At 73.1% G+C, this 19492-nt stretch carries 17 protein-coding genes; 7 read left to right on the top strand and 10 right to left on the bottom strand.

Annotated elements, in window-relative coordinates; genetic code table 11:
• Positions 1-93: 93 nt before the first annotated feature.
• Positions 94-879, bottom strand: a complete 786-nt coding sequence (locus B1H29_RS14340) for a hypothetical protein (protein WP_055418268.1) — start codon at positions 877-879, stop codon at positions 94-96.
• Between the two features lie 340 nt (positions 880-1219).
• Between B1H29_RS14340 and purN the strand changes: the two genes are divergently transcribed.
• Both purN and purH read left to right on the top strand, forming a co-directional pair.
• A complete protein-coding gene (gene purN / locus B1H29_RS14335) occupies positions 1220-1858 on the top strand; it encodes a phosphoribosylglycinamide formyltransferase (protein ID WP_055418267.1) in 639 nt (212 codons plus the stop codon).
• Positions 1855-3423 (top strand): bifunctional phosphoribosylaminoimidazolecarboxamide formyltransferase/IMP cyclohydrolase, encoded by a 1569-nt coding sequence (gene purH, locus B1H29_RS14330; RefSeq protein WP_055418266.1) that lies wholly within the window; start codon positions 1855-1857, stop codon positions 3421-3423. The genes purN and purH overlap by 4 nt, the downstream gene beginning before the upstream one ends.
• Before the next feature lie 368 nt (positions 3424-3791).
• On the opposite strand, the gene B1H29_RS14325 is transcribed toward purH, so the two are convergent.
• From B1H29_RS14325 to B1H29_RS14290, 8 genes are all read right to left on the bottom strand, one after another.
• Positions 3792-4736: a hypothetical protein gene (locus B1H29_RS14325; protein ID WP_055418265.1), complete on the bottom strand. Its 945-nt coding sequence runs from the start codon at positions 4734-4736 to the stop codon at positions 3792-3794.
• Between the two features lie 4 nt (positions 4737-4740).
• Entirely contained in the window at positions 4741-5118 is a 378-nt protein-coding gene (locus B1H29_RS14320) for a peptidase inhibitor family I36 protein (protein WP_055418264.1), read from the bottom strand.
• 278 nt (positions 5119-5396) lie between these two features.
• A complete protein-coding gene (locus B1H29_RS14315; protein ID WP_055418263.1) occupies positions 5397-6758 on the bottom strand; it encodes a protein kinase domain-containing protein in 1362 nt (453 codons plus the stop codon).
• On the bottom strand, positions 6755-7498 hold the full coding sequence (locus tag B1H29_RS14310; protein ID WP_055418262.1) for a hypothetical protein: 744 nt from the start codon (positions 7496-7498) through the stop codon (positions 6755-6757). The genes B1H29_RS14315 and B1H29_RS14310 overlap by 4 nt, the downstream gene beginning before the upstream one ends.
• A 198-nt stretch (positions 7499-7696) precedes the next feature.
• Entirely contained in the window at positions 7697-8164 is a 468-nt protein-coding gene (locus B1H29_RS14305; protein ID WP_055418261.1) for a hypothetical protein, read from the bottom strand.
• Positions 8165-8261: 97 nt separating this feature from the next.
• On the bottom strand, positions 8262-9857 hold the full coding sequence (locus B1H29_RS14300; protein WP_055418260.1) for a protein kinase domain-containing protein: 1596 nt from the start codon (positions 9855-9857) through the stop codon (positions 8262-8264).
• Positions 9854-10600, bottom strand: a complete 747-nt coding sequence (locus tag B1H29_RS14295) for a hypothetical protein (protein WP_055418259.1) — start codon at positions 10598-10600, stop codon at positions 9854-9856. The genes B1H29_RS14300 and B1H29_RS14295 overlap by 4 nt, the downstream gene beginning before the upstream one ends.
• A gap of 133 nt (positions 10601-10733) precedes the next feature.
• Positions 10734-11354: a hypothetical protein gene (locus B1H29_RS14290; protein ID WP_055418258.1), complete on the bottom strand. Its 621-nt coding sequence runs from the start codon at positions 11352-11354 to the stop codon at positions 10734-10736.
• A 296-nt stretch (positions 11355-11650) separates the two neighbouring features.
• On the opposite strand from B1H29_RS14290, the gene B1H29_RS14285 reads away from it, so the two are divergent.
• The 4 genes from B1H29_RS14285 (at position 11651) to B1H29_RS14265 (ending at position 16669) form a co-directional block, all read left to right on the top strand.
• Complete coding sequence (locus B1H29_RS14285) at positions 11651-12505, top strand: bifunctional methylenetetrahydrofolate dehydrogenase/methenyltetrahydrofolate cyclohydrolase (protein ID WP_055418257.1); 855 nt, start codon at positions 11651-11653, stop codon at positions 12503-12505.
• 241 nt (positions 12506-12746) lie between these two features.
• Positions 12747-13184 (top strand): DUF3017 domain-containing protein, encoded by a 438-nt coding sequence (locus B1H29_RS40025; RefSeq protein WP_055418959.1) that lies wholly within the window; start codon positions 12747-12749, stop codon positions 13182-13184.
• Between the two features lie 466 nt (positions 13185-13650).
• Positions 13651-14976, top strand: a complete 1326-nt coding sequence (locus tag B1H29_RS14270) for an XRE family transcriptional regulator (RefSeq protein ID WP_055418256.1) — start codon at positions 13651-13653, stop codon at positions 14974-14976.
• Positions 14977-15679: 703 nt separating this feature from the next.
• Positions 15680-16669: a malate dehydrogenase gene (locus B1H29_RS14265; RefSeq protein WP_055418255.1), complete on the top strand. Its 990-nt coding sequence runs from the start codon at positions 15680-15682 to the stop codon at positions 16667-16669.
• Positions 16670-16730: 61 nt separating this feature from the next.
• Here the strand turns inward: B1H29_RS14265 and B1H29_RS14260 are convergent, their stop codons facing one another.
• Positions 16731-17597 (bottom strand): bifunctional helix-turn-helix transcriptional regulator/GNAT family N-acetyltransferase, encoded by an 867-nt coding sequence (locus B1H29_RS14260; protein ID WP_234393013.1) that lies wholly within the window; start codon positions 17595-17597, stop codon positions 16731-16733.
• A gap of 332 nt (positions 17598-17929) precedes the next feature.
• Between B1H29_RS14260 and B1H29_RS14255 the strand changes: the two genes are divergently transcribed.
• A complete protein-coding gene (locus tag B1H29_RS14255; RefSeq protein ID WP_055418254.1) occupies positions 17930-19459 on the top strand; it encodes an aldehyde dehydrogenase family protein in 1530 nt (509 codons plus the stop codon).
• Positions 19460-19492: the final 33 nt, after the last annotated feature.

Genomic DNA, 19492 nt, shown 5'->3' with positions numbered 1-19492 from the left:
ATCAGCTCCCGAACAAACGCTTCGCCCCTGCACAGGCCCCGCCCCCGAAACGCCGGACGGGCCCTGATGCCCGGCCGGGTCAGGAAGCGGGCGTCAGTCCTCCGAGCCCAGCAGGTCCCGGAGCTGCTCCGGGAGGAGGGTCTCGCAGTTCTGCTTCGCCTCGTTGGTCAGGGCGTCGTTCCGGCAGGTGTAGTAGTCGCTGTAGACCAACTGGGCGCCGAACGACGCGGCGACCAGGACGATGGCCAGGGAGGACGTGACCAGGCCGCTGATCGCGGCGGTGCGCTGCGGACGGCCGGTCTGCTCGGCGGGAGGGGCCGGGGTGTCCGGATCCGAGGCGGCGCGGGGCTTGGCGCGCAGCGCGCTGATGCCCCAGTACAGGGCCAGGGCGCCGAGCAGCAGGGCCACGTACGGCCAAGTGAAGAGCGCGAAAAAGAGGGCCCACATACCGCACAGCAGGGCATAGCGGGCGCGCCGCTGGGCCGGGTCCGTCGGGTCCCAGCGCGGACCCGTGCCGCCGCCCGACCCCTCGGGGCCGGAATCGGAAGCGCCGGGCCGCTCGCCGAAGCCGCCGGGGGAGCGGCCCGGCTGCCGGTCGCTCCACTGGCGGCCCCATGGTGAACGCCCGCCGTCACCGCGGGAGTCGTCGCCGTCATCCGACGGGTGCCGCGGCTGCCAGGGGCGGTCCGGCGTGCCCTCCGGGGGCGGTGCGAACGGATTGTCCTTCTCGGTGGCGCCGTCCTGCTCGCCGCCGTCCGTCCGGTCCGACGGGGTGTCGGGCGGTGAAGAGGGGCGCTCCCGCAGCAACACGGTGCTGCGCTCCCCTGGCTGCGCCGACTGCTGGGGGAGCGTGAGCAGTCGCAGGCTGCGGTCCGGCATCAAGTGAGCGTCTTCCCCTTGGCGATAAGGAACGGGCGATCGGTGGAACGGGCGTACCGGTCGGCACGACTGGTGAACGTGTGACGCGCGGACGGCGTTCCCGGTCCGGCTCCACGCAGACGCTACCTTCCGACCACGCCCCCGTCCCGAGGGGGCCGCCCGGTGTGCCGGTATCGTTGCTGACGGTCGGCCGCTTCGTAGACTTCCCCGTATCCCGGGGCGCGAAGCATTCGTACGACTGCACAAAGAGACGAACGTACAAAACGTACGGCCGTGACGAGCGACGGCCGTACCCGGCCGACCGCCGTACAGGACCCGCTCCCCGAGAAAGGCCCCCACCGTGGCCGCCAAGCCCGTGGCCCAGCGAGCCAAGCGCCTAGTCGTGCTGGTCTCCGGATCCGGCACCAACCTGCAGGCGCTCCTCGACGAGATCGCCGCCACCGGCGTCGAGGCCTACGGGGCCGAGATCGTCGCCGTCGGCGCCGACCGGGAGGGCATCGAGGGGCTCGCGCGCGCCGAGCGCGCCGGGCTGCCGGTCTTCGTACGCAAGGTCAAGGACTACGGGAGCCGTGACGAGTGGGACGCGGCGCTGGCCGAGGCCGTCGCCGCCCACGAGCCGGACCTCGTCGTCTCGGCCGGGTTCATGAAGATCGTGGGCAAGGAGTTCCTGGCCCGCTTCGGGGGGCGGTTCGTCAACACCCACCCCGCCCTCCTCCCCAGCTTCCCGGGGGCCCACGGCGTGCGGGACGCGCTCGCGTACGGCGCCAGGGTCACCGGATGCACCGTCCACTTCGTCGACGACGGCGTCGACACCGGACCGATCATCGCGCAGGGCGTGGTGGAGATCCGTGACGAGGACGACGAGAGCGCTCTGCACGAGCGCATCAAGGAAGTCGAGCGAAGGCTGCTCGTCGATGTCGTGGGGCGGCTCGCCCGCAACGGCTATCGCATTGAGGGACGAAAGGTAGTTATCCAGTGACCGCCACCGCCGAGAGCAACAAGCGGGCCATCCGTCGCGCGCTCGTCAGCGTCTACGACAAGACCGGGCTCGAGGACCTCGCCCGCGGGCTCCACGAGGCGGGCGTCGAACTCGTCTCCACCGGGTCCACGGCCGGCCGTATCTCCGCCGCCGGTGTCCCCGTCACCAAGGTCGAGGAGCTCACCGGCTTCCCCGAGTGCCTGGACGGCCGCGTCAAGACCCTGCACCCCAAGGTGCACGCCGGCATCCTGGCCGACCTGCGTCTGGACAGCCACCGGCAGCAGCTCGGCGAGCTGGGCGTGGAGCCGTTCGACCTCGTCGTGGTCAACCTCTACCCCTTCCGCGAGACCGTCGCCTCGGGCGCCACCCCCGACGAGTGCGTCGAGCAGATCGACATCGGTGGCCCGTCGATGGTCCGCGCCGCCGCCAAGAACCACCCCTCGGTCGCGGTCGTCACCAGCCCGTCCCGGTACGCCGACGTGCTCTCCGCCGTGAAGGACGGCGGCTTCGACCTCGCCGCCCGCAAGCGGCTGGCCGCCGAGGCCTTCCGGCACACCGCCGCGTACGACGTGGCCGTCGCCTCCTGGTTCGCCTCCGAGTACGCCCCGGTGGACGACTCGCGCTTCCCCGACTTCCTCGGCGCCACGTACGACCGCGCGCACACCCTGCGCTACGGCGAGAACCCGCACCAGCCCGCCGCCCTCTACACCTCCCACGCCGGGGGCCTGGCCGAGGCCGAGCAGCTCCACGGCAAGGAGATGTCGTACAACAACTACACGGACACGGACGCCGCCCGCCGTGCCGCGTACGACCACGACGAGGCCTGCGTCGCGATCATCAAGCACGCCAACCCGTGCGGCATCGCGGTCGGCGCGGACGTCGCCGAGGCGCACCGCAAGGCGCACGCCTGCGACCCGCTGTCCGCGTTCGGCGGCGTGATCGCGGTCAACCGCCCGGTCAGCAAGGAGATGGCCGAGCAGGTCGCCGAGATCTTCACCGAGGTCATCGTCGCGCCGGACTACGAGGACGGCGCCCTCGAGGCCCTCACCAAGAAGAAGAACATCCGCGTGCTGCGCGCCCCCGAGGCGCCCGCCGCCCCGGTCGAGGTCAAGCCCATCGACGGCGGCGCCCTCCTCCAGGTCACCGACCGGCTCCAGGCCGAGGGCGACGACCCCGCCACCTGGACGCTCGCCACCGGCGAGGCCCTCTCCCCGTCCGAGCTGGCCGACCTGGCCTTCGCCTGGAAGGCCTGCCGGGCCGTCAAGTCCAACGCGATCCTCCTCGCCAAGGACGGCGCCTCGGTCGGCGTCGGCATGGGCCAGGTCAACCGCGTCGACTCCGCGAAGCTGGCGGTGGAGCGGGCGGGCGCCGAGCGCGCGCAGGGGGCGTACGCCGCCTCCGACGCCTTCTTCCCCTTCCCGGACGGCCTGGAGATCCTCACCGCGGCCGGCGTGAAGGCCGTGGTCCAGCCGGGCGGCTCGGTCCGTGACGAACTGGTCGTCGAGGCGGCGAAGAAGGCCGGCGTGACGATGTACTTCACGGGGACGCGGCACTTCTTCCACTGACGCGGACGCCTGTGCCGGGACCGGACCGGACCGGCCCGTCGGACCGGCCCGCCGGACCGCCGGACCGCCGGACCGCCGGACCGGACCGCCGGCCGGGCCCGCCGGCCGGTCCGGGCACAGGCGGGACGCGTGCCGTGCCGTGCCGTGAAGGGCCGTGCAGGACCGTGCAGTGCCGGAGGCCGCGTCCGGCCACGGTCCGTACCCCTCGTGACGGGCGCGCCCGGCCGGGCCGCGGGTGTGCGCCCAGGCGGGCAGGGCCGTCAGCACACCGACCGTCAGCAGCGTGACGAGGGCGCCGGTGAACAGCCGCGAGCGACGCCGCCACGGCCGCCGGAGCGGGGAGCGAGGAGCGGGAGGCGGAGCCCGGCTCACGCCGACGGCGACGCTGCGACCTGTCCCGCGGTGTCCCGTGCCTCGGCGTGCTCCAACGCCGTCCGCCTGGCGGCACGGAAGTCGTCCAGCAGGGACGTACGGGCGGCGGGCAGTGCCTTCTCCACCCGCTTCTGGGCGCGGACGACCTGTTCGGCGAGATCGGCCTCCACCTGGCACGCGGCGTCCCGCACGGCGATCCTCAGCTCCTCCCGTCCAGTGGCGCGCAGCGCGGCCGCGTCGGTGCCGGCGGAGTCGAGCCGTTTCTTCAGCGCCTTGAGCGGGTCTTCACGGTGCTCGTACCGGAAGCCCTCGTCCCGCATGCACGCGGCCCACTTCCGTTCGGCGGCCCTCATGAGGGCGTGGTCGAGCGTGTCCGTCACGACCATGTTGCGCAGGCTCTGCAACGCGTAGTGGTTCCGGTCCCACGAGGCGCCGTACAGTGCCCGGCGCGCCACGGAGACGCAGGAGTCGGTGGCCACCGACACGGTCGGCCCGCCGGGTAGTTCGATCTCCTCACGTGGCCCGTCCGCCGCTCCCTTGAGTGCCGCCTCCCACGCGCGGCGGTCGCCCTCGGCCAGCGCCGACACCCGCTGGGCGTTCGGGTCGGCCGGTGGCTTCTTCAGCCTCCGCACGGTCAGGCCGTAGCCGTCCTGGGCCGCGCGGCTCCGCGTCAGCAGGCCGTAGGGACTCTCGGCCGCCCTGCGCCGGACGTCGCCGACGGGTATCGGGTGGTAGTCGAACCCGCGGCCCGCCATGCACTTCCGCACTTCCCGCTCCTCGGCGCGGTGGAGTGCCGCGGATTCGGCCGCGGTGTAGTGCAGTGCGCCGCCCAGCGGGCGGGGATCGGGATGTTTCTCCGCCGCGGCGTCGCGGTCGGGTGCGGAAGAGCACCCGACCGCGAGAAGCGCCGCTGCGGCGGCCGGCCACAGCAGTGCGCGCATGGGATCAGCAGATCCAGCGGTTGGAGGCCAGGTCGTCGGCGAAGTCGCCGTTGTACCAGGTGTCGAGGTTGTAGACCGCGCGACCGCGCTCCAGGACCCAGGAGTTGCCGCTGTAGCCCGTCTCGTCGTAGATGCGGACGTCGCAGGAGTTGCCGTTGTTGTAGACCGACTCCGCGTTGTTGAACTTGTTGTACTGCTCGAGGTTGGAGTTGTCTCCGAACACCTCGCCGGGGTCGCCCGAGCCGTTGTCCCCGAGGTAGGCGCACAGGGCTCCGGAGCTGCAGTCGCTCCACGCCGCGCTGGCCGGTGTGGCGGTGGCGGCGATGCCCAGTCCCGCGAGTGCCGCCGCACCGAGCGCGGCCGCGATCTTCGTCCTGATCATGCGATGTCCTCCCCTTGTGACGTACCGGTGTGCAGGCATCACTCTGGTCGTGGGGACGCGCCCGCGGTACCTCGAACCTTGCAGGGTCGGACTTCGCGCCGGACCGTTCTGCCGCGGCCCCCTGCTCAGCGCCCCTGCTCAGCGCCCCTGCTCAGCGCCCCGGCGCGGCGTACCGAGTCCGGCAGCAGGAGCCGCGCGCGTCCGGCAGCAGGAGGCCCCGGCCGCTCGCGTCGTCCTCGCCGGGACGCCGGCCGGGAGCGGCGGTCGGTGAGGACGGGTCAGGACTTCCCGGCCTCGCGCAACGCGCGCCACGTGGCCGGTCCGACCATCCCGTCCGCGTCCAGTCCCGCCCGCTCCTGGAAGATGACGACCGCCCCGTGCGTCATCGGGCCGAAGTCGCCGTCCACCTCGCCGACCTCCTCGATCCCGTGCCGGTGCCGCAGCAGGCACTGCAACTCCCTGACCTGGCTGCCACCGTCTCCGCGCTTGATGGTGAAGTCCCACGTGCCGCTGTGGCCCGCCATGTAGCCGGGGCCGTGGTCGGCGTCCTCGTAGACCACGGGCTTCTCGCAGGTGGGCGGCGCCGCCGCGGCCGGGGCGGAGTCCCACGGGGTGGTGTAGGCGAGGCTCGTCGCGCCCACGATCACCGCGGCGAGCGCCGCTGCCAGGGCCGGGCGACGCCACCGCCGGGGACGCAGCCTCGGCAGCCGGGCCGAGCGGGAGGTGCCCGCGGCCTCCTCCACCCGGCGCAGCAGCGCGGCGGTGTCGGTGGTGCGTTCCGCGTGGGTCGGGGCCAGGCAGTCCCGCAGGATGTCCCGCCAGGCCTCGGGGAGGCCGGGGGACAGGCGCAGCTCCTCACGGCCGCGGGCGTAGCGCGTCGCCGCGTCGGAGCGTGCCTCCGAGGTGCCGCCGGGCAACGGGAACTCCCCGGTCAGGACCACGTGCGCGAGGACGCCGAAGGCCCAGACGTCGGCCGACGGGCGGATCCGCGTCCCGCGCTCGTCGACCTCGGGCCACAGGAGTTCGGGCGGGGTGTAGTCGGGGGTGGCGAAGGCGGGGGCGTAGGCGTGGGTGCCTTCCAGTTCGGCGGCCATGTTGAAGTCGGCGAGCCGGGCCGAACCGTCCTTCATCAGCAGCACGTTGGCCGGTTTCAGGTCTCCGTGCACCCATCCCGCGTGGTGGAGCTGGTGCAGGCCCTCGCAGATCTGGGCCAGCAGGGCGGGACCGGCCTCCGGGGACGGGGTCCGGGCCAGTACGGCGTCCAGGGAGCCCTCGGCGCGCTCCAGCACCAGGACGGTGGCGCCGTCCAGCTCGGGATGGCCCGGGTCGTCGACCGTCAGCGTGTCGTACATCCGGATCAGCCGGGGCGAGCGGAGCCGCCGCAGCAGGTGCACCTCGCGTTCGGCCAGGTCGCGCAGGTGGTGGAGCTGGCGCGGGGTGCGGGTGCCGGTGGACAGGAACTTCAGCGCCGCCCGGCCCGGCAGCCCGTCACCGTCGGCGGTGCGTCCGGTCGTGCCGGAGCCGTGGCGGGTCGCGTCGTAGACCGTGGCGAACGCGCCGGACGCGAGCGGCTCGCGCACCTCCCACGGCCCGACCCGGTAGCCCTTCGGCACCGGGACCGCGTACGGCCGCCCGGTCACCGTGCCGCTCCGCTCGGGGCCGGGGCGAGTACGACGAGGTCGTCCTCGCGGACCAGGTCGAAGCGGAGGGCGAGCGAGGCCAGGGACTCCTTCTTGCCGTGCGTGCGCCTGCCCGGCTCGGCCGTGTCCGGGCCGGGTCTCAACCGCAGCTTGACGGCGAGGTAGTCGATGTTCCAGTAGACGGCGGAGCGGCTGACCTTGGGCCAGCTCGGGCGCAGCCGTTCCACTATCTCCTCGACGGCGGGCAGCGGGGCGCGGGGCTCACCGCGCAGGCGCCGCTCGCACAGGGCTGCCAGCACCGCGAAGTACCGTTTGGTGCGGTCCAGGGCGAACGCCGGGACGGTGCCGGCCCCCTCCAGCCCACGGCGCTCGACGCTGCGGAAGGCGTGCCGCGGTGCCCAGACGTCGAAGGTGAGCAGGTCACCCGCGGCGGGCAGGGTCACACGCGCCAGCTCGAACGGTACGGGCGCCTCCACGCGGCCCGGAGCGATCTTGATGTGTTCGCCGGCGCCCTCCGGGTTCTCCACCACGTAGGTCTGGTCCTCGCTGAGATTGCTCAGCAGCCAGAACGTCCGGTGCGCCGCGATCTCCCCGGCGACCCGGGGCACCCCCGCGTGTGCGATGGCGAGTCCGCCGCCGCTGCGTTCGGTCCTGCCGAACTCGACGCGCTCACCCGCGCTGATCCTCAACTGGTCGGCCACACTGCCGCACGACGGCGGCACGACGATGACGCTGTACATGGAGTCGTCCCCCTCCCCCGATTGCTCGGGGTCAACATTCCCCAGTCCAACAAGGGGCAGCGTAAGGGAGGCGGGTGAGGGCACCCTAAGCATTCGTATGCGTCGGCGCGTCGGCGGACTCCGGACGGCGAAAGGGCCCCCGGCCCCCTCCGTGGAGGGGACCGGGGGCCGTCGTTCAGGCCGGCTCCGGGGAGCGGATCAGCAGGGGCGCAGGGACCAGATCGGGTCCCATGTCGCCGTGCCCGCCTGGTAGGCCGTCGACGTCCAGCGGACGCTGCCGTCCTGGTTGAAGAACTTGGCGACCGTGCCCCGCGTCTGGTTGTTGGTGAACGGGCCGTCGCCGGTCCAGTTGGTGAGGTTCCACGTCTGGCACTTGTAGAAGTCGAACTTGGTGCCCTTGACGACCATGCACAGGTGGCCGTAGTCGCAGGCCAGGTCCTGGGCGCCCTTGGTCCTGGGCGCCTCGGTGACGGTCAGTCCCTCGTACTCGACCGCGTCGGCGGACACGTGCAGGGGCTTGGGCTTGTCGGCCAGCACCTGGTCGGCCGCCTGCTGGAGCGCGGTCACCCGGGTGCCGCCGGGGTCGGCGGCGGTGGCCGCGACCGTGGAGCCGGCGACCAGGGCCGAGGCCGCGAGGAGCAGCGCGGCGGGCTTGATGATGTTCACTGTCGTTCCCCCATGAACGTCGGTGTGGTACCGCCGGAGCGGTGTGCTCACACCGTGCCCGCCGCGCCCGCCGGGCGGTACCTCGCACCTCTCAGGGTCACTTCGCCGCGGCCGGCGTGTACTCCTCGAGGTGGTGAGCGACGCGGTCGGCGTAGTCGCGGTACTTCGGGGGAACCCCGCCCGCGTCGTTCACCTTGTCGTACGACGTCCGGTAGGCCACGGCGATCAGCACCCGGCGGTCGCCCGGCAGACCGGCGTCCAGGCGCGGAGTGATCCAGCACAGGTACCGGCCCATCGCCGGGATGGACTCGGCGGGCGGGAACGGGGGCTCGGGGACGGACTCGCCGGGTGTGCCGTCCTCGTTCATCCACCAGCGCAGGACGCTCGGGGTCCAGCGGGCGATGCCGTACTCGTTCTTCCCGGGGTCGGAGAGGTCCGGGTCGAAGTCGCTCTCCACCTTCAGCATGGCCGCGATCAGCGGAGGGCTGACCTCCTCCCGGTCGCAGTCGTGTGCCGTCTCGACGATCAGCAGGCGGTAGGCGGCCGGTACGTCCCGGTCGGTGCGCAGTTCGCCGGCGCCGTAGGAGGCGGCGGAGACGGCCGCGGTGCCGCCCGGTCCGCGGTCGCCGGGGGTGGAGCCGGGGCCGTCGCCGCCGGTCCGGGTGCTGATGCCGTACCCGAGCGCGGCGACGGCCGCGGTGGCGGCCGCGGCGGCGAGGACCGTCCGCAGGGGGCGAGTGCGGTGTGGCGGGACGGACCGGACCGTTCGGGCCGGCCAGGCCGCCCAGGCAGGACGGGCGGTACCGCCCGCGGCCGCCGCCACGCGCCGCGACAGGGCCTCCGTGCCGATGCGTTCGGCGTGTGTACGGGTCAGGCACGCGCGCACGATCTCCCGCCACGCCTCGGGCAGCGCGGGCGAAAGACGCAGCTCCTCGCTACCGCGCGCGTAGGCGGCTCCGGCGTCGCGGCGGGCCGTCGGGGTGCCGCCGGGCAGCGGGAAGGACCCGGTGAGGACGAGGTGGGCGAGGACGCCGAAGGCCCACACGTCGGCGGAGGGGCGGATGCGGCGGCCACGTTCGCCGATCTCGGACCAGAGCAGTTCGGGCGGGGTGTAGTCGGGGGTGGAGAAGGCGGGCGTGTAGGCGTGGGTGCCTTCCAGTTCGGCGGCCATGTTGAAGTCGGCGAGCCGGGCCGAACCGTCCTTCATCAGCAGCACGTTGGCCGGCTTCAGGTCTCCGTGCACCCACCTGGCACGGTGCAACTGGGCCAGGCCCTCGCACACCTGGGCCAGCAGCGCGGGTCCGGCGGCCGGACGCGGCGACGCGGACAGCAGGGCGGACAGGGACCCCTCCGCCTTCTCCAGTACGAGGACGGTGGCGCCGTCGAGCGCGGGGCGGGCCGGGTCGTCGACGACCAGGGTCTCGTACATCCGCACGAGTCGGGGGCGTCGCAGCCTGCGGTGCAACTCGACCTCGCGCTCGACGAGTTCGCGCAGGTGGGCGAGCTGGCGCGGGGTTCCCGTGCCGGTGGGCAGGAACTTCAGGGCGGCCGTGCGCGGCAGGCCGGCGTCGCCGTCACCGACGCGGCGGGCCTCGTACACGCTGCCGAAGGCGCCCGTCGCGATCGGGCCCCGCACCTCCCAGGCGCCGACCCGGTAACCCTTCGGTACGGGGACGGCGTACGGCTCGGTCACCGGGGCACCCGGCGCGGCGGTGCCGCGAGGACCACGAGGTCGTCCTCGCGTACGAGGTCGAAGCGGAGCGCCATCGACACCAGGGACTCCTTCTTGCCGTTGAGCCGCGTGCCCGCCTCCGCCGTCTCCGGGCCCGGCTTCAGCCGCAGCTTCACCGCCAGGTAGTCGATGTTCCACTGGACGGACGTGCGCGACGCGGCCGGCCAGCCCGGCCGCAGCCGCTCGACGACCTGTTCGACCGTCGGCAGCGGCGCGTGCGGTGCCCCGCGCAGCCGCGGCTCGCACAGGGCGGCCAGGACGGCGAAGTACCGCTTGGTGCGGTCGACGGAGAAGGCCGGGGCGGTCGGCTCGCCGTCGGTGCCGTCCTCGGCGCGCAGGTAGTCGTGGCGCGGCGCCCACACCTCGAGGGGCAGCAGGTCGCCTGCGGCGGGCAGCACGATGCGCGAGAACTCGAACGGCACCGGGGCCTCCAGCCGGCCCGGCGCCACCTTGACGTGCTCCCCGGCGCCCTCCGGGTTCTCCACCACGTAGGTCTGGTGGGCGGAGAGGTTGCTCAGGGCCCAGAAGGTGCCGTGGGCGGTGATCTCGCCGGCTCTGCGGGACACTCCGCCGTGCCCGATCAGCAGTCCGCCCTCGGGCACGGACCGCCCGAAGACGAGCCGTTCGCCGGGTGCGAGCCGGTACTGGGTGCGGGTGGGTTCGTCCTCCGTGGTCGGCGGAGGTACCACGATGATGCTGTACAAGGTGCGTCTCCCCGTGCCTGACGGCTACCCACGTCAGACTATGGCGACGCACCGGGGCCGTGTCTCCCCTCGTACGGGTGAGACACGGCCCCGTGGCGTGATTGGCGCGAAGTGCGCCGTGGCGGACGCCGGTTCAGTACTGCGGGCGGTTGAACCAGTAACTGCCGTTCTTGTTGGCGCAGAAGACGATGATCAGGATGCCGAGGACCAGGCTGATCAGGGCGAAGAGGTTGGCGCCCAGCAGGTTGAGCACGCTGACCAGCGTCACGACCGAGCCGTAGATGATCGCGGAGACGCGCGCACCGCCCCGGCCGGTGGCGAACTTGACACCTGTGAAGATCGCCCAGAACGCGAACGCCAGGATGATCACGCCGAGGCCGATCATGAGGCCCGCGCCTATGCTCGTGACGGTTTCCGCGTCCTGCGCCGAGATGCTGGGGTCGGAGTTGACCTCGTCCTCGATGTAGTCGGCGAACCAGGAGCTGGCCGCGATCATCAGCACGCCGCCGATGGCCTGGAAGGCACCGAGCACGAACAGCATCACGCGCGCGGCCTTCACCGTGCCGGGCATGGTCGCGGGGGCGGGCGCGTGGCCGCCGCCGTAGGACTGGACCGGCGGGGCCGCGGGGTAGCCGTAGCCGGGCTGGCCCTGGGGCTGCTGCTGGGGGTATCCGTACTCCGAATGCTGGCCGTGCTGCTGGCCCTGCTGGCCCTGCGGCGGACCGTAGGGGTTGTTCGGGTCGCCGAAACTCATGCGGGACTTCCTCCGTAGCTGTCACGTGCGGGGACGACGCGCGGCTCGGCTCGGAGGAGGTGTTTCATGGCGGTTCGTCCCCCCGGTACGGCCCCGCGGCACTGTGCTACTGCCCAATCGTTCTTGACCTATCTCTTACTTGTCCAGACCGGTCGCGCGGTGTTGTGCAAGTGCAACAACGTCGATCATGATCCGACACGGTGTGACGCGCCCCGTGATGCCCGGTCGGTGCCCGGATACCGGGCGGATGACGGCCGGATTGGAACCGGGGGCCGGTCATCCGCGAGGATGGGGGCATGACCGCCCAGATTCTCGATGGCAAGGCCACCGCAGCCGCGATCAAGTCCGAACTGACCGCCCGCGTGGCGGCGCTGAAGGAGAAGGGCGTCACGCCCGGCCTCGGCACCGTCCTGGTCGGCGACGACCCCGGCAGCCAGAAGTACGTCGCCGGCAAGCACCGCGACTGCGCGCAGGTCGGCATCGCCTCCATCCAGCGCCAACTGCCGGCCACGGCGACGCAGGAGGAGATCGAGGCGGTGGTCCGCGAGCTGAACGACGACCCGGCCTGCACGGGCTACATCGTCCAGCTCCCGCTGCCCAGGGGCATCGACGAGAACCGCATCCTGGAACTGATGGACCCGGACAAGGACGCGGACGGCCTGCACCCGATGAACCTCGGCCGCCTCGTCCTCAACGAGCCGGCCCCGCTGCCCTGCACCCCCAACGGCATCCTCACCCTCCTGCGCCGCTACGGCGTGGAGATCAAGGGTGCCGAGGTCGTGGTCGTCGGCCGCGGCGTCACGATCGGCCGCCCGATGCCGCTGCTGCTCACCCGGCGCAGCGAGAACGCCACCGTGACCCAGTGCCACACCGGCACCCGGGACCTGGCCGCCCACCTCAAGCGCGCGGACATCGTCATCGCCGCGGCCGGCTCCCCGCACCTGGTCCGTCCCGAGGACGTCAAGCCGGGCGCGGCCGTCCTCGACGTCGGCGTCTCGCGCAACGCCGAGGGCAAGATCATGGGCGACGTCCACCCCGGCGTGGCCGAGGTCGCCGCCTGGATCTCCCCGAACCCCGGCGGCGTCGGACCCATGACCCGGGCCCAGCTTCTCGTCAACGTGGTGGAGGCGGCGGAGCGCAGTGCCGGCTGACGACACCCGCGCCGAGCACCCCGGGGCCCCGGTGCAGCCGGAGAAGCAGGGGGCTCGGGGGGACCAGGAGCACCAGGGGACCCCGGACTACCAGGGGAGCCCGGATGAACAGGGGGCCCCGGACGATCAGGGAGCCCCGGAGGGTACGGCGGCTTCGGGGGCGCGAGGCGGCCCGGAGGACCAGAGGGCATCGGAGGACCGGCGGTCCCCGGAGGACGCGGGGGCCCCGGCCCCGGAGGACATCACCGCCCGGGACCCCGTCAGCGCGCCCGACGCCGAGGGCCGGCCGAGGCGGGTCACCCGCCGGTTCCCGCTCTTCACCCGCGACACCGCGCGCCCCGAGGGCGGTGGCCGGGCCGCGGCCGGCGACGCCCCGGCGCCCGCCCGGCAGTGGCCGATCCTCCTCGTGGTCGTCCTGGTCGGGACCGGCCTGCTGCTGACCGCGCTGGACGTGTTCCGCTACGGGACGCTGCTGATCGGCGCCGCCCTGCTGGTCGGTGCCGCGCTGCGCTGGGTGCTGCCCGACGTCGGCATGCTCGCCGTGCGCTCGCGCTTCACGGACATCAGCACCTACGGCGTCCTGGGTCTGTCCATCGTCCTGCTGGCGCTGATGACCCAGCCGAACCCGGTGCTGGAGATCCCGTTCCTGAAGGACACCCTGCACTTCACGGTGAGCTAGGACCTGTCGGACAGGCCCCGGCGGCGGCCGTACCGCTCCGGTGCGGCGGCCCGTCCTCACCCCCGTGGAAGGACGGGCCGCCGCCGGAACCAACCCTCCTGCACGGCGAACGCCCTGTTCAACGCCTGTCAGGGCGCTGTGGCACGGAAGTGACCGTTCCGGTACTCCGTCACGCGGTCCGGCAAAGCGGGGCCGCGGAGGGCGGCTCCGCGCTAGCGTCAGGGGTTCGGTTCAGGGGTTCGGTTCAGGGCGAGGAAAGGCCGGTGGGACACTGGACCACGGGTCGTCGGGCGTGCGACGGTGCGGGTTCGCGACCCTGTGCTCCCGTGCGCCCCCACCCCGGGAACTGAGATCCTGACCGGGCGCATCCCTGTGGGTAGCCAGAACGGGAACTTCGCGCGGGACGCCGCGCAAGGACCAAGCGGGGGAACGAACAGCACGTCACCGGGGGGAAGAGGGGGAAGCAATGCCTCGTTGGAAGGCCTTGCCGGATGAACTCGATCCGCAGATCAGAGAGTTCACGAGTCAGTTGCGCCGACTCGTGGACCGCAGCGAGCTGAGCATCGCGTCGGTGGCCGACGCCACGGGCTACAGCAAGACGTCCTGGGAGCGCTATCTGAACGGCCGGCTGCTGGCGCCGAAGGGCGCCATCGTGGCCCTGGCCGAGGTGACGCGGACCAATCCCGTCCACCTGACCACCATGTGGGAGCTGGCCGAGCGGGCCTGGAGCCGCTCGGAGATGCGCCACGACATGACCATGGAGGCCATCCGGATCTCCCAGGCGCGTGCCGCGCTCGGCGAGCTGGGCGCTCCCGCGGCGAATGCGGGCAACGGCGGCAGGAACGGCAAGGGCAGCCGGACCGCCCGTCACGGCGGCGGCGCCACGGCCACGCCCGGGATCGCCGGACCGGCCGGTGTGGCCCCCACGTTCCCGCCGACGGTCCCCGCGCAGCCGACGGCCGCCGACAGCCCCGACTCGGCCGTCGGCAAGGCCCGGGGCGGCGGTGCGCCGGGCACCGCTCCCTCCGTCCCGTCGTCCGGGGGAGCCATTGACGGCAACTCGTGGGGCATCGCCGGGTACCGGGGACCGGCGCCGGCCAGTGACCGCACGGCGCGTTCCGGGACCCGGGCCGGCTCGGGGGAGACCGCGGGCCCGGGGGAGACCGCGTGGGGTGCGGTGGCGCCGCCCGCCGCCGCGCCGGACGGCCGCGGGCCCTCGGGCGCCACGGCACCCCTGGGCTCGTACGGCGGGCCCCCGCACGGCGGTTCCGGTGCGCGGGGCCGGTCCTCCGGGGGCGGCGGCAAACGGATGACCACGTTCGTCGCGGGTGTCGTCGGCGTGCTCGTCGTGATCGCGGGCGCCTTCTTCCTCCTGAACGACGGCGGCGACAAGAAGAACGAGGGCACCGGACCGTCCCCGTCGCCCACCGTCAGCTCCGACCCCGAGCTGCCGCCCGGCGTGAAGTGCAGCGGCGACGCCTGTACCGGCAAGGACCCGGAGATCATGGGCTGCGGCGGCGACCTGGTGACCACCGCCGCCAGCGCCACCGTCGGCACGGCCGCCGTCGAGGTCCGCTACAGCAAGACCTGCGGCGCCGCGTGGGCCCGCGTCACCCAGGCCGCGCAGGGCGACGAGGTGCAGGTGAGCGCCGGCGGCAAGAACCAGCAGACGGACACGGTCACCGGGGCCGCCGACACCGTCGCGTACACCCCGATGGTGGCGGTTGAGTCCGCGGCCGACGCCAAGGCGTGCGTGACGCTGGTGTCGGGCCAGAAGGGTTGCACGGAGTAGCCGCCGCGCGGGACGCGTACCACCCGCACCGAGTGGGACGCGTACCACCCGCACCGAGCGGGGCCGTGCCGCCCGCGCGGAGCAGGATCGCGACGCCCGTGCGGGGTGAGGCCGTGCTGCCCGCACCGGGCGGGGCCGCGATACCCGCACCGGGCGGGGCCGCGATACCCGCACCGGGCGGGACCGCGATACCCGCACCGGGCGGGACCGCGATACCCGCACCGGGCGGGGCGCGATACCCGCGCGGAGCAGGGACGCGCCCCCCGCGTCGGGCGGAGGCGCGACCCCCGCGTCGGACGCAGGCGCGCCCCCCGCGTCGGGCGGAGGCGCGACCCGTGCCCGGAGAAAAGTCGCGCTGGGCAGGCATGGCCCGCGGTGTCAGGGGCACGCGAGAAGTACCCCCACGGGAGCCCGGCAACGGTATCCCCGGACGGCGGTCGCCTTCCCCACCTCTCCCGGACAGGCGGCCGCCTCTTCATGCCCCCCTTCCCGTTCCCCCTCCTCGTGCTCCAGGCCCCCGCACGCCCGTTTCGCGCACGTGGGTGACACCCGGGCGGCCCTGTGGGCCGGGCCACACCGACCCGGACGTGCCGGGGACGGGAGGCGCGATAGCCTGACGGCTGGTTGGATCTCTTGATACCAAGAGATCGATCAATCGCCCGGGGCAGGGACGCCCCACCGCTAGCTGTCAACGGAGAACGCCATGACCCGCACTCCCGTGAACGTCACCGTCACCGGCGCGGCCGGCCAGATCGGTTACGCCCTGCTCTTCCGCATCGCCTCCGGCCAGCTCCTCGGCGCGGACGTGCCGGTCAAACTGCGCCTCCTGGAGATCACTCCGGCGCTCAAGGCCGCCGAGGGCACCGCGATGGAGCTGGACGACTGCGCGTTCCCGCTCCTGCAGGGCATCGAGATCACCGACGACCCGAACGTCGCCTTCGACGGCGCCAACGTCGCCCTCCTCGTGGGCGCCCGCCCGCGCACCAAGGGCATGGAGCGCGGTGACCTCCTCGAGGCCAACGGCGGCATCTTCAAGCCGCAGGGCAAGGCCATCAACGACCACGCCGCGGACGACATCAAGGTCCTCGTCGTCGGCAACCCGGCCAACACCAACGCCCTGATCGCCCAGGCCGCCGCCCCGGACGTACCGGCGGAGCGCTTCACCGCGATGACCCGCCTGGACCACAACCGCGCGCTGACCCAGCTCGCGAAGAAGACGGGCTCGACGGTCGCCGACATCAAGCGCCTGACCATCTGGGGCAACCACTCCGCCACCCAGTACCCGGACATCTTCCACGCCACGGTCGCCGGCAAGAACGCCGCCGAGGTCGTGGGCGACGAGAAGTGGCTGGCCGAGGACTTCATCCCGACCGTCGCCAAGCGCGGCGCCGCCATCATCGAGGCCCGCGGCGCCTCGTCGGCCGCCTCCGCCGCCAACGCCGCCATCGACCACGTCCACACCTGGGTCAACGGCACCGCCGAGGGTGACTGGACCTCCATGGGCATCCCGTCGGACGGCTCCTACGGCGTCCCGGAGGGCATCATCTCCTCCTTCCCGGTGACCACCAAGGACGGCAAGTACGAGATCGTCCAGGGTCTGGAGATCAACGACTTCTCCCGCGCCCGCATCGACGCCTCCGTCAAGGAGCTGTCGGAGGAGCGCGAGGCGGTCCGCGGTCTCGGCCTCATCTGAGCCCACCCGCACGCCACGGGCCCCGTTCCGGTGGTGACCGGAACGGGGCCCGTGTCCGTCGTCAGACCTTCGGCAGCCGCTTCTCGAACCAGTGCCCGGCGTAGACGTGGTCGGAGTACGCGGGGATCTCCGTGTAGCCGGACGCCTCGTACATCGCCCGCGCCTCGGTCAGCACGGCGTGCGTGTCGAGCCGTACGACACGCAGGCCGCGCGCGGCGGCCTCGCCCTCCAGCGCGTCGAGCAGGCGCCGGGCCAGCCCCAGCCGCCGGGCGCCGGGGTGCACCCACACGTGCTTGATCTCGCCGGCCCCGGCCGCCGTCCGCCGCAGCGCCCCGCAGCCGGCCGGCCGTCCCTCCTCGTACGCGACGAGGAACGCCCCGGCGTCCCCCGACACCTCCTCCGGGCCCACGAGGTCGGCCGGGTCGAAGCCCTCGGGGAAGCGGGCGTCCAGTTCGGCGGCGTAGGCGTCCAGGCAGGCGCGGGCGTCCGGGGCGCGGGCGTCGACCGGCGTGACGGTGACGGCGGCCAGCCGCAGCAGGCGCTGGGCGGTGGTCACGGCGTCGGTCAGCCGCCGGCGCTGGTCCGGGGCGAGCCCCTGGAGCAGCCCGGAGACGAGCCCGTCGGCCCGGCGGTTCTGCTCCGCGACCTCGGCCCGTCCGGCGGGGGTCGGCTCGACCGTACGCAGCCGGCTGTCGTCGGGGTGCACGCCCAGCCGGACCATGCCCTGTGCCCGCAGCGCCTTCACTAACCGGCTCAGGTACCCGGCGTCCAGACCGAGCCGGACGCGCAACTCCCGCAGGGACACCCCGGAGTCGCTCTCGGTGATCTCGAAGAGCAGCCGGGCCTCGCCGAGCGGACGCTCCTGGCCGAGATAGCGGTCGTCGAGGACGCCGATGCGACGCGTGAAGTAGCGGTTGAAGCGCCGCAACGCCGTGACGTCCTTTGCCGCCGCACCCTGAGGCACCGAACCCTGAGGCACCGGGCCCTGAGGCACCGGGCCCTGAGGCACCGGGCCCTGAGGCACCGGGCCCTGAGGCACCGGGTCGTCCGACACAGGCTCCATTTCATTGACTCTAGTCAAAGGAAATCGGCGCGTCCATGCACGCTTCGTGCCTCTTGTCCCTTTCCTCAGTGATGCGCCGCACTTTCGGCCACCAATTCGGCATGCTTACGGGGCGGTGGGGCAGGGGCTCACGGTCCCCGAGCGTGACACGCGTGTGACACAGGGGGGTTGAACAGGAACGGAAGGCAATACCGATCATGGCGAACAGCACGGAAACTCCGGCGGAGCGGGCGCACCGGACCATTCACGCGGGAGGCGAGTGGCTGGCGGCGTCCTCCGGCGCCACCCGCGACATCCTCGATCCCGCCGACGCCCTGCCGTTCGCCGTGATCGCGGAGGGCGACGAGAAGGACACCGACCTCGCGGTCGCCGCCGCCCGCCGCGCCTTCGACGCGGGCCCCTGGCCGCACACCCCCGTCGCCGAACGCGCCGCGCTGCTGCGCCGCGTCGCCGACCTCCTCGTGCGCGACCGCGAGCCGCTCGGCCTGCTGGAGAGCCGTGACGCGGGCAAGACCGTCGAGGAGGGGCGGGTCGACATCGACTGCGTCGCCGACGCCTTCCGCTACTTCGCGGACCTGGTCGCCGGCGAGGCACCCGGCCGGGTCGTCGACGCGGGCTCGCCCGAGATCCACAGCGTCGTCGTGCACGAGCCGGTCGGCGTCTGCGCGATGATCACGCCCTGGAACTACCCCCTCCTCCAGGCAAGCTGGAAGATCGCCCCGGCGCTCGCGGCCGGCAACACCTTGGTGATCAAGCCCAGCGAGATCACCCCGATGACCACCGTCGCGCTGATCGACCTGCTGGTCGAGGCCGGTCTCCCCGCCGGCGTCGCGAACATCGTCACCGGGCCCGGCCACACCGTCGGCGCCCGGCTCGCCGAGCACCCCGACGTCGACCTGGTCTCCTTCACCGGCGGCCTGATCAGCGGCACCAAGGTCGCCCAGGCCGCCGCCGTCACCGTCAAGAAGGTCGCCCTCGAGCTCGGCGGCAAGAACCCCAACGTCGTCTTCGCCGACGCCTGCGAGACCGAGGAGGGCTTCGACACCGCCGTCGACCAGGCACTCAACGCCGCCTTCATCCACAGCGGCCAGGTCTGCTCGGCCGGCGGCCGGCTCATCATCGAGGAGTCGGTCCGCGAACGCTTCGTCGCCGAACTCGCCCGCCGCGCCGCGAAGATCCGCCTCGGCCGCGGCACCGAGGACGGCGTCGAGTGCGGCCCGCTCGTCTCCGAGCAGCAGCGCGCCAAGACCGAGGACTACGTCGCCTCCGCGCTGGCCGAGGGCGCCGCACTGCGCTGCGGCGGCAAGCGCCCCGAGCCGTCCCCCCAGCGGCCGCAGAGCGGCTACTTCTACGAGCCGACCGTCCTCGACCACTGCCACCGGGAGATGAGGGTCGTACGGGAGGAGGTCTTCGGGCCGGTGCTCACCGTCGAGACCTTCCGCACCGAGGACGAGGCCGTGGCCCTCGCCAACGACACCGAGTACGGTCTGGCCGGTGCCGTCTGGACCGCCGATGCGGGACGGGCCCGCCGGGTCGCGGGCCGGCTCCGCCACGGCACCGTGTGGATCAACGACTTCCACCCCTACCTGCCGCAGGCGGAGTGGGGCGGCTTCGGCAAGAGCGGCGTCGGCCGCGAGCTGGGCCCCGCGGGCCTCGCCGAGTACCGCGAGAGCAAGCACGTCTACCAGAACCTCGCGCCGAAGCCCGTCCGCTGGTTCGCCGGCTGACCGCACCTCCCCCGACCGCGGCCCGCCCGGGCC

The organism is Streptomyces pactum (genome assembly GCF_002005225.1).
GTDB classification, from domain to species: Bacteria; Actinomycetota; Actinomycetes; order Streptomycetales; family Streptomycetaceae; genus Streptomyces; species Streptomyces pactum_A.
The sequence above is the reverse complement of the archived record's forward strand: the minus strand, read 5'-3'. Positions and strand labels throughout refer to the sequence as shown.

Excerpts from the sequence above, each read along its gene's own strand:
- B1H29_RS14285 (WP_055418257.1), top strand. The coding sequence starts at position 11,651 with ATGACCGCCCAGATTCTCGATGGCAAGGCCACCGCAGCCGCGATCAAG.
- B1H29_RS14290 (WP_055418258.1), bottom strand. The coding sequence starts at position 11,354 with ATGAGTTTCGGCGACCCGAACAACCCCTACGGTCCGCCGCAGGGCCAG.
- B1H29_RS14320 (WP_055418264.1), bottom strand. The coding sequence starts at position 5,118 with ATGATCAGGACGAAGATCGCGGCCGCGCTCGGTGCGGCGGCACTCGCG.
- B1H29_RS14310 (WP_055418262.1), bottom strand. The coding sequence starts at position 7,498 with ATGTACAGCGTCATCGTCGTGCCGCCGTCGTGCGGCAGTGTGGCCGAC.
- B1H29_RS14325 (WP_055418265.1), bottom strand. The coding sequence starts at position 4,736 with ATGCGCGCACTGCTGTGGCCGGCCGCCGCAGCGGCGCTTCTCGCGGTC.
- B1H29_RS14340 (WP_055418268.1), bottom strand. The coding sequence starts at position 879 with ATGCCGGACCGCAGCCTGCGACTGCTCACGCTCCCCCAGCAGTCGGCG.
- B1H29_RS14255 (WP_055418254.1), top strand. The coding sequence starts at position 17,930 with ATGGCGAACAGCACGGAAACTCCGGCGGAGCGGGCGCACCGGACCATT.
- B1H29_RS14265 (WP_055418255.1), top strand. The coding sequence starts at position 15,680 with ATGACCCGCACTCCCGTGAACGTCACCGTCACCGGCGCGGCCGGCCAG.
- B1H29_RS14270 (WP_055418256.1), top strand. The coding sequence starts at position 13,651 with ATGCCTCGTTGGAAGGCCTTGCCGGATGAACTCGATCCGCAGATCAGA.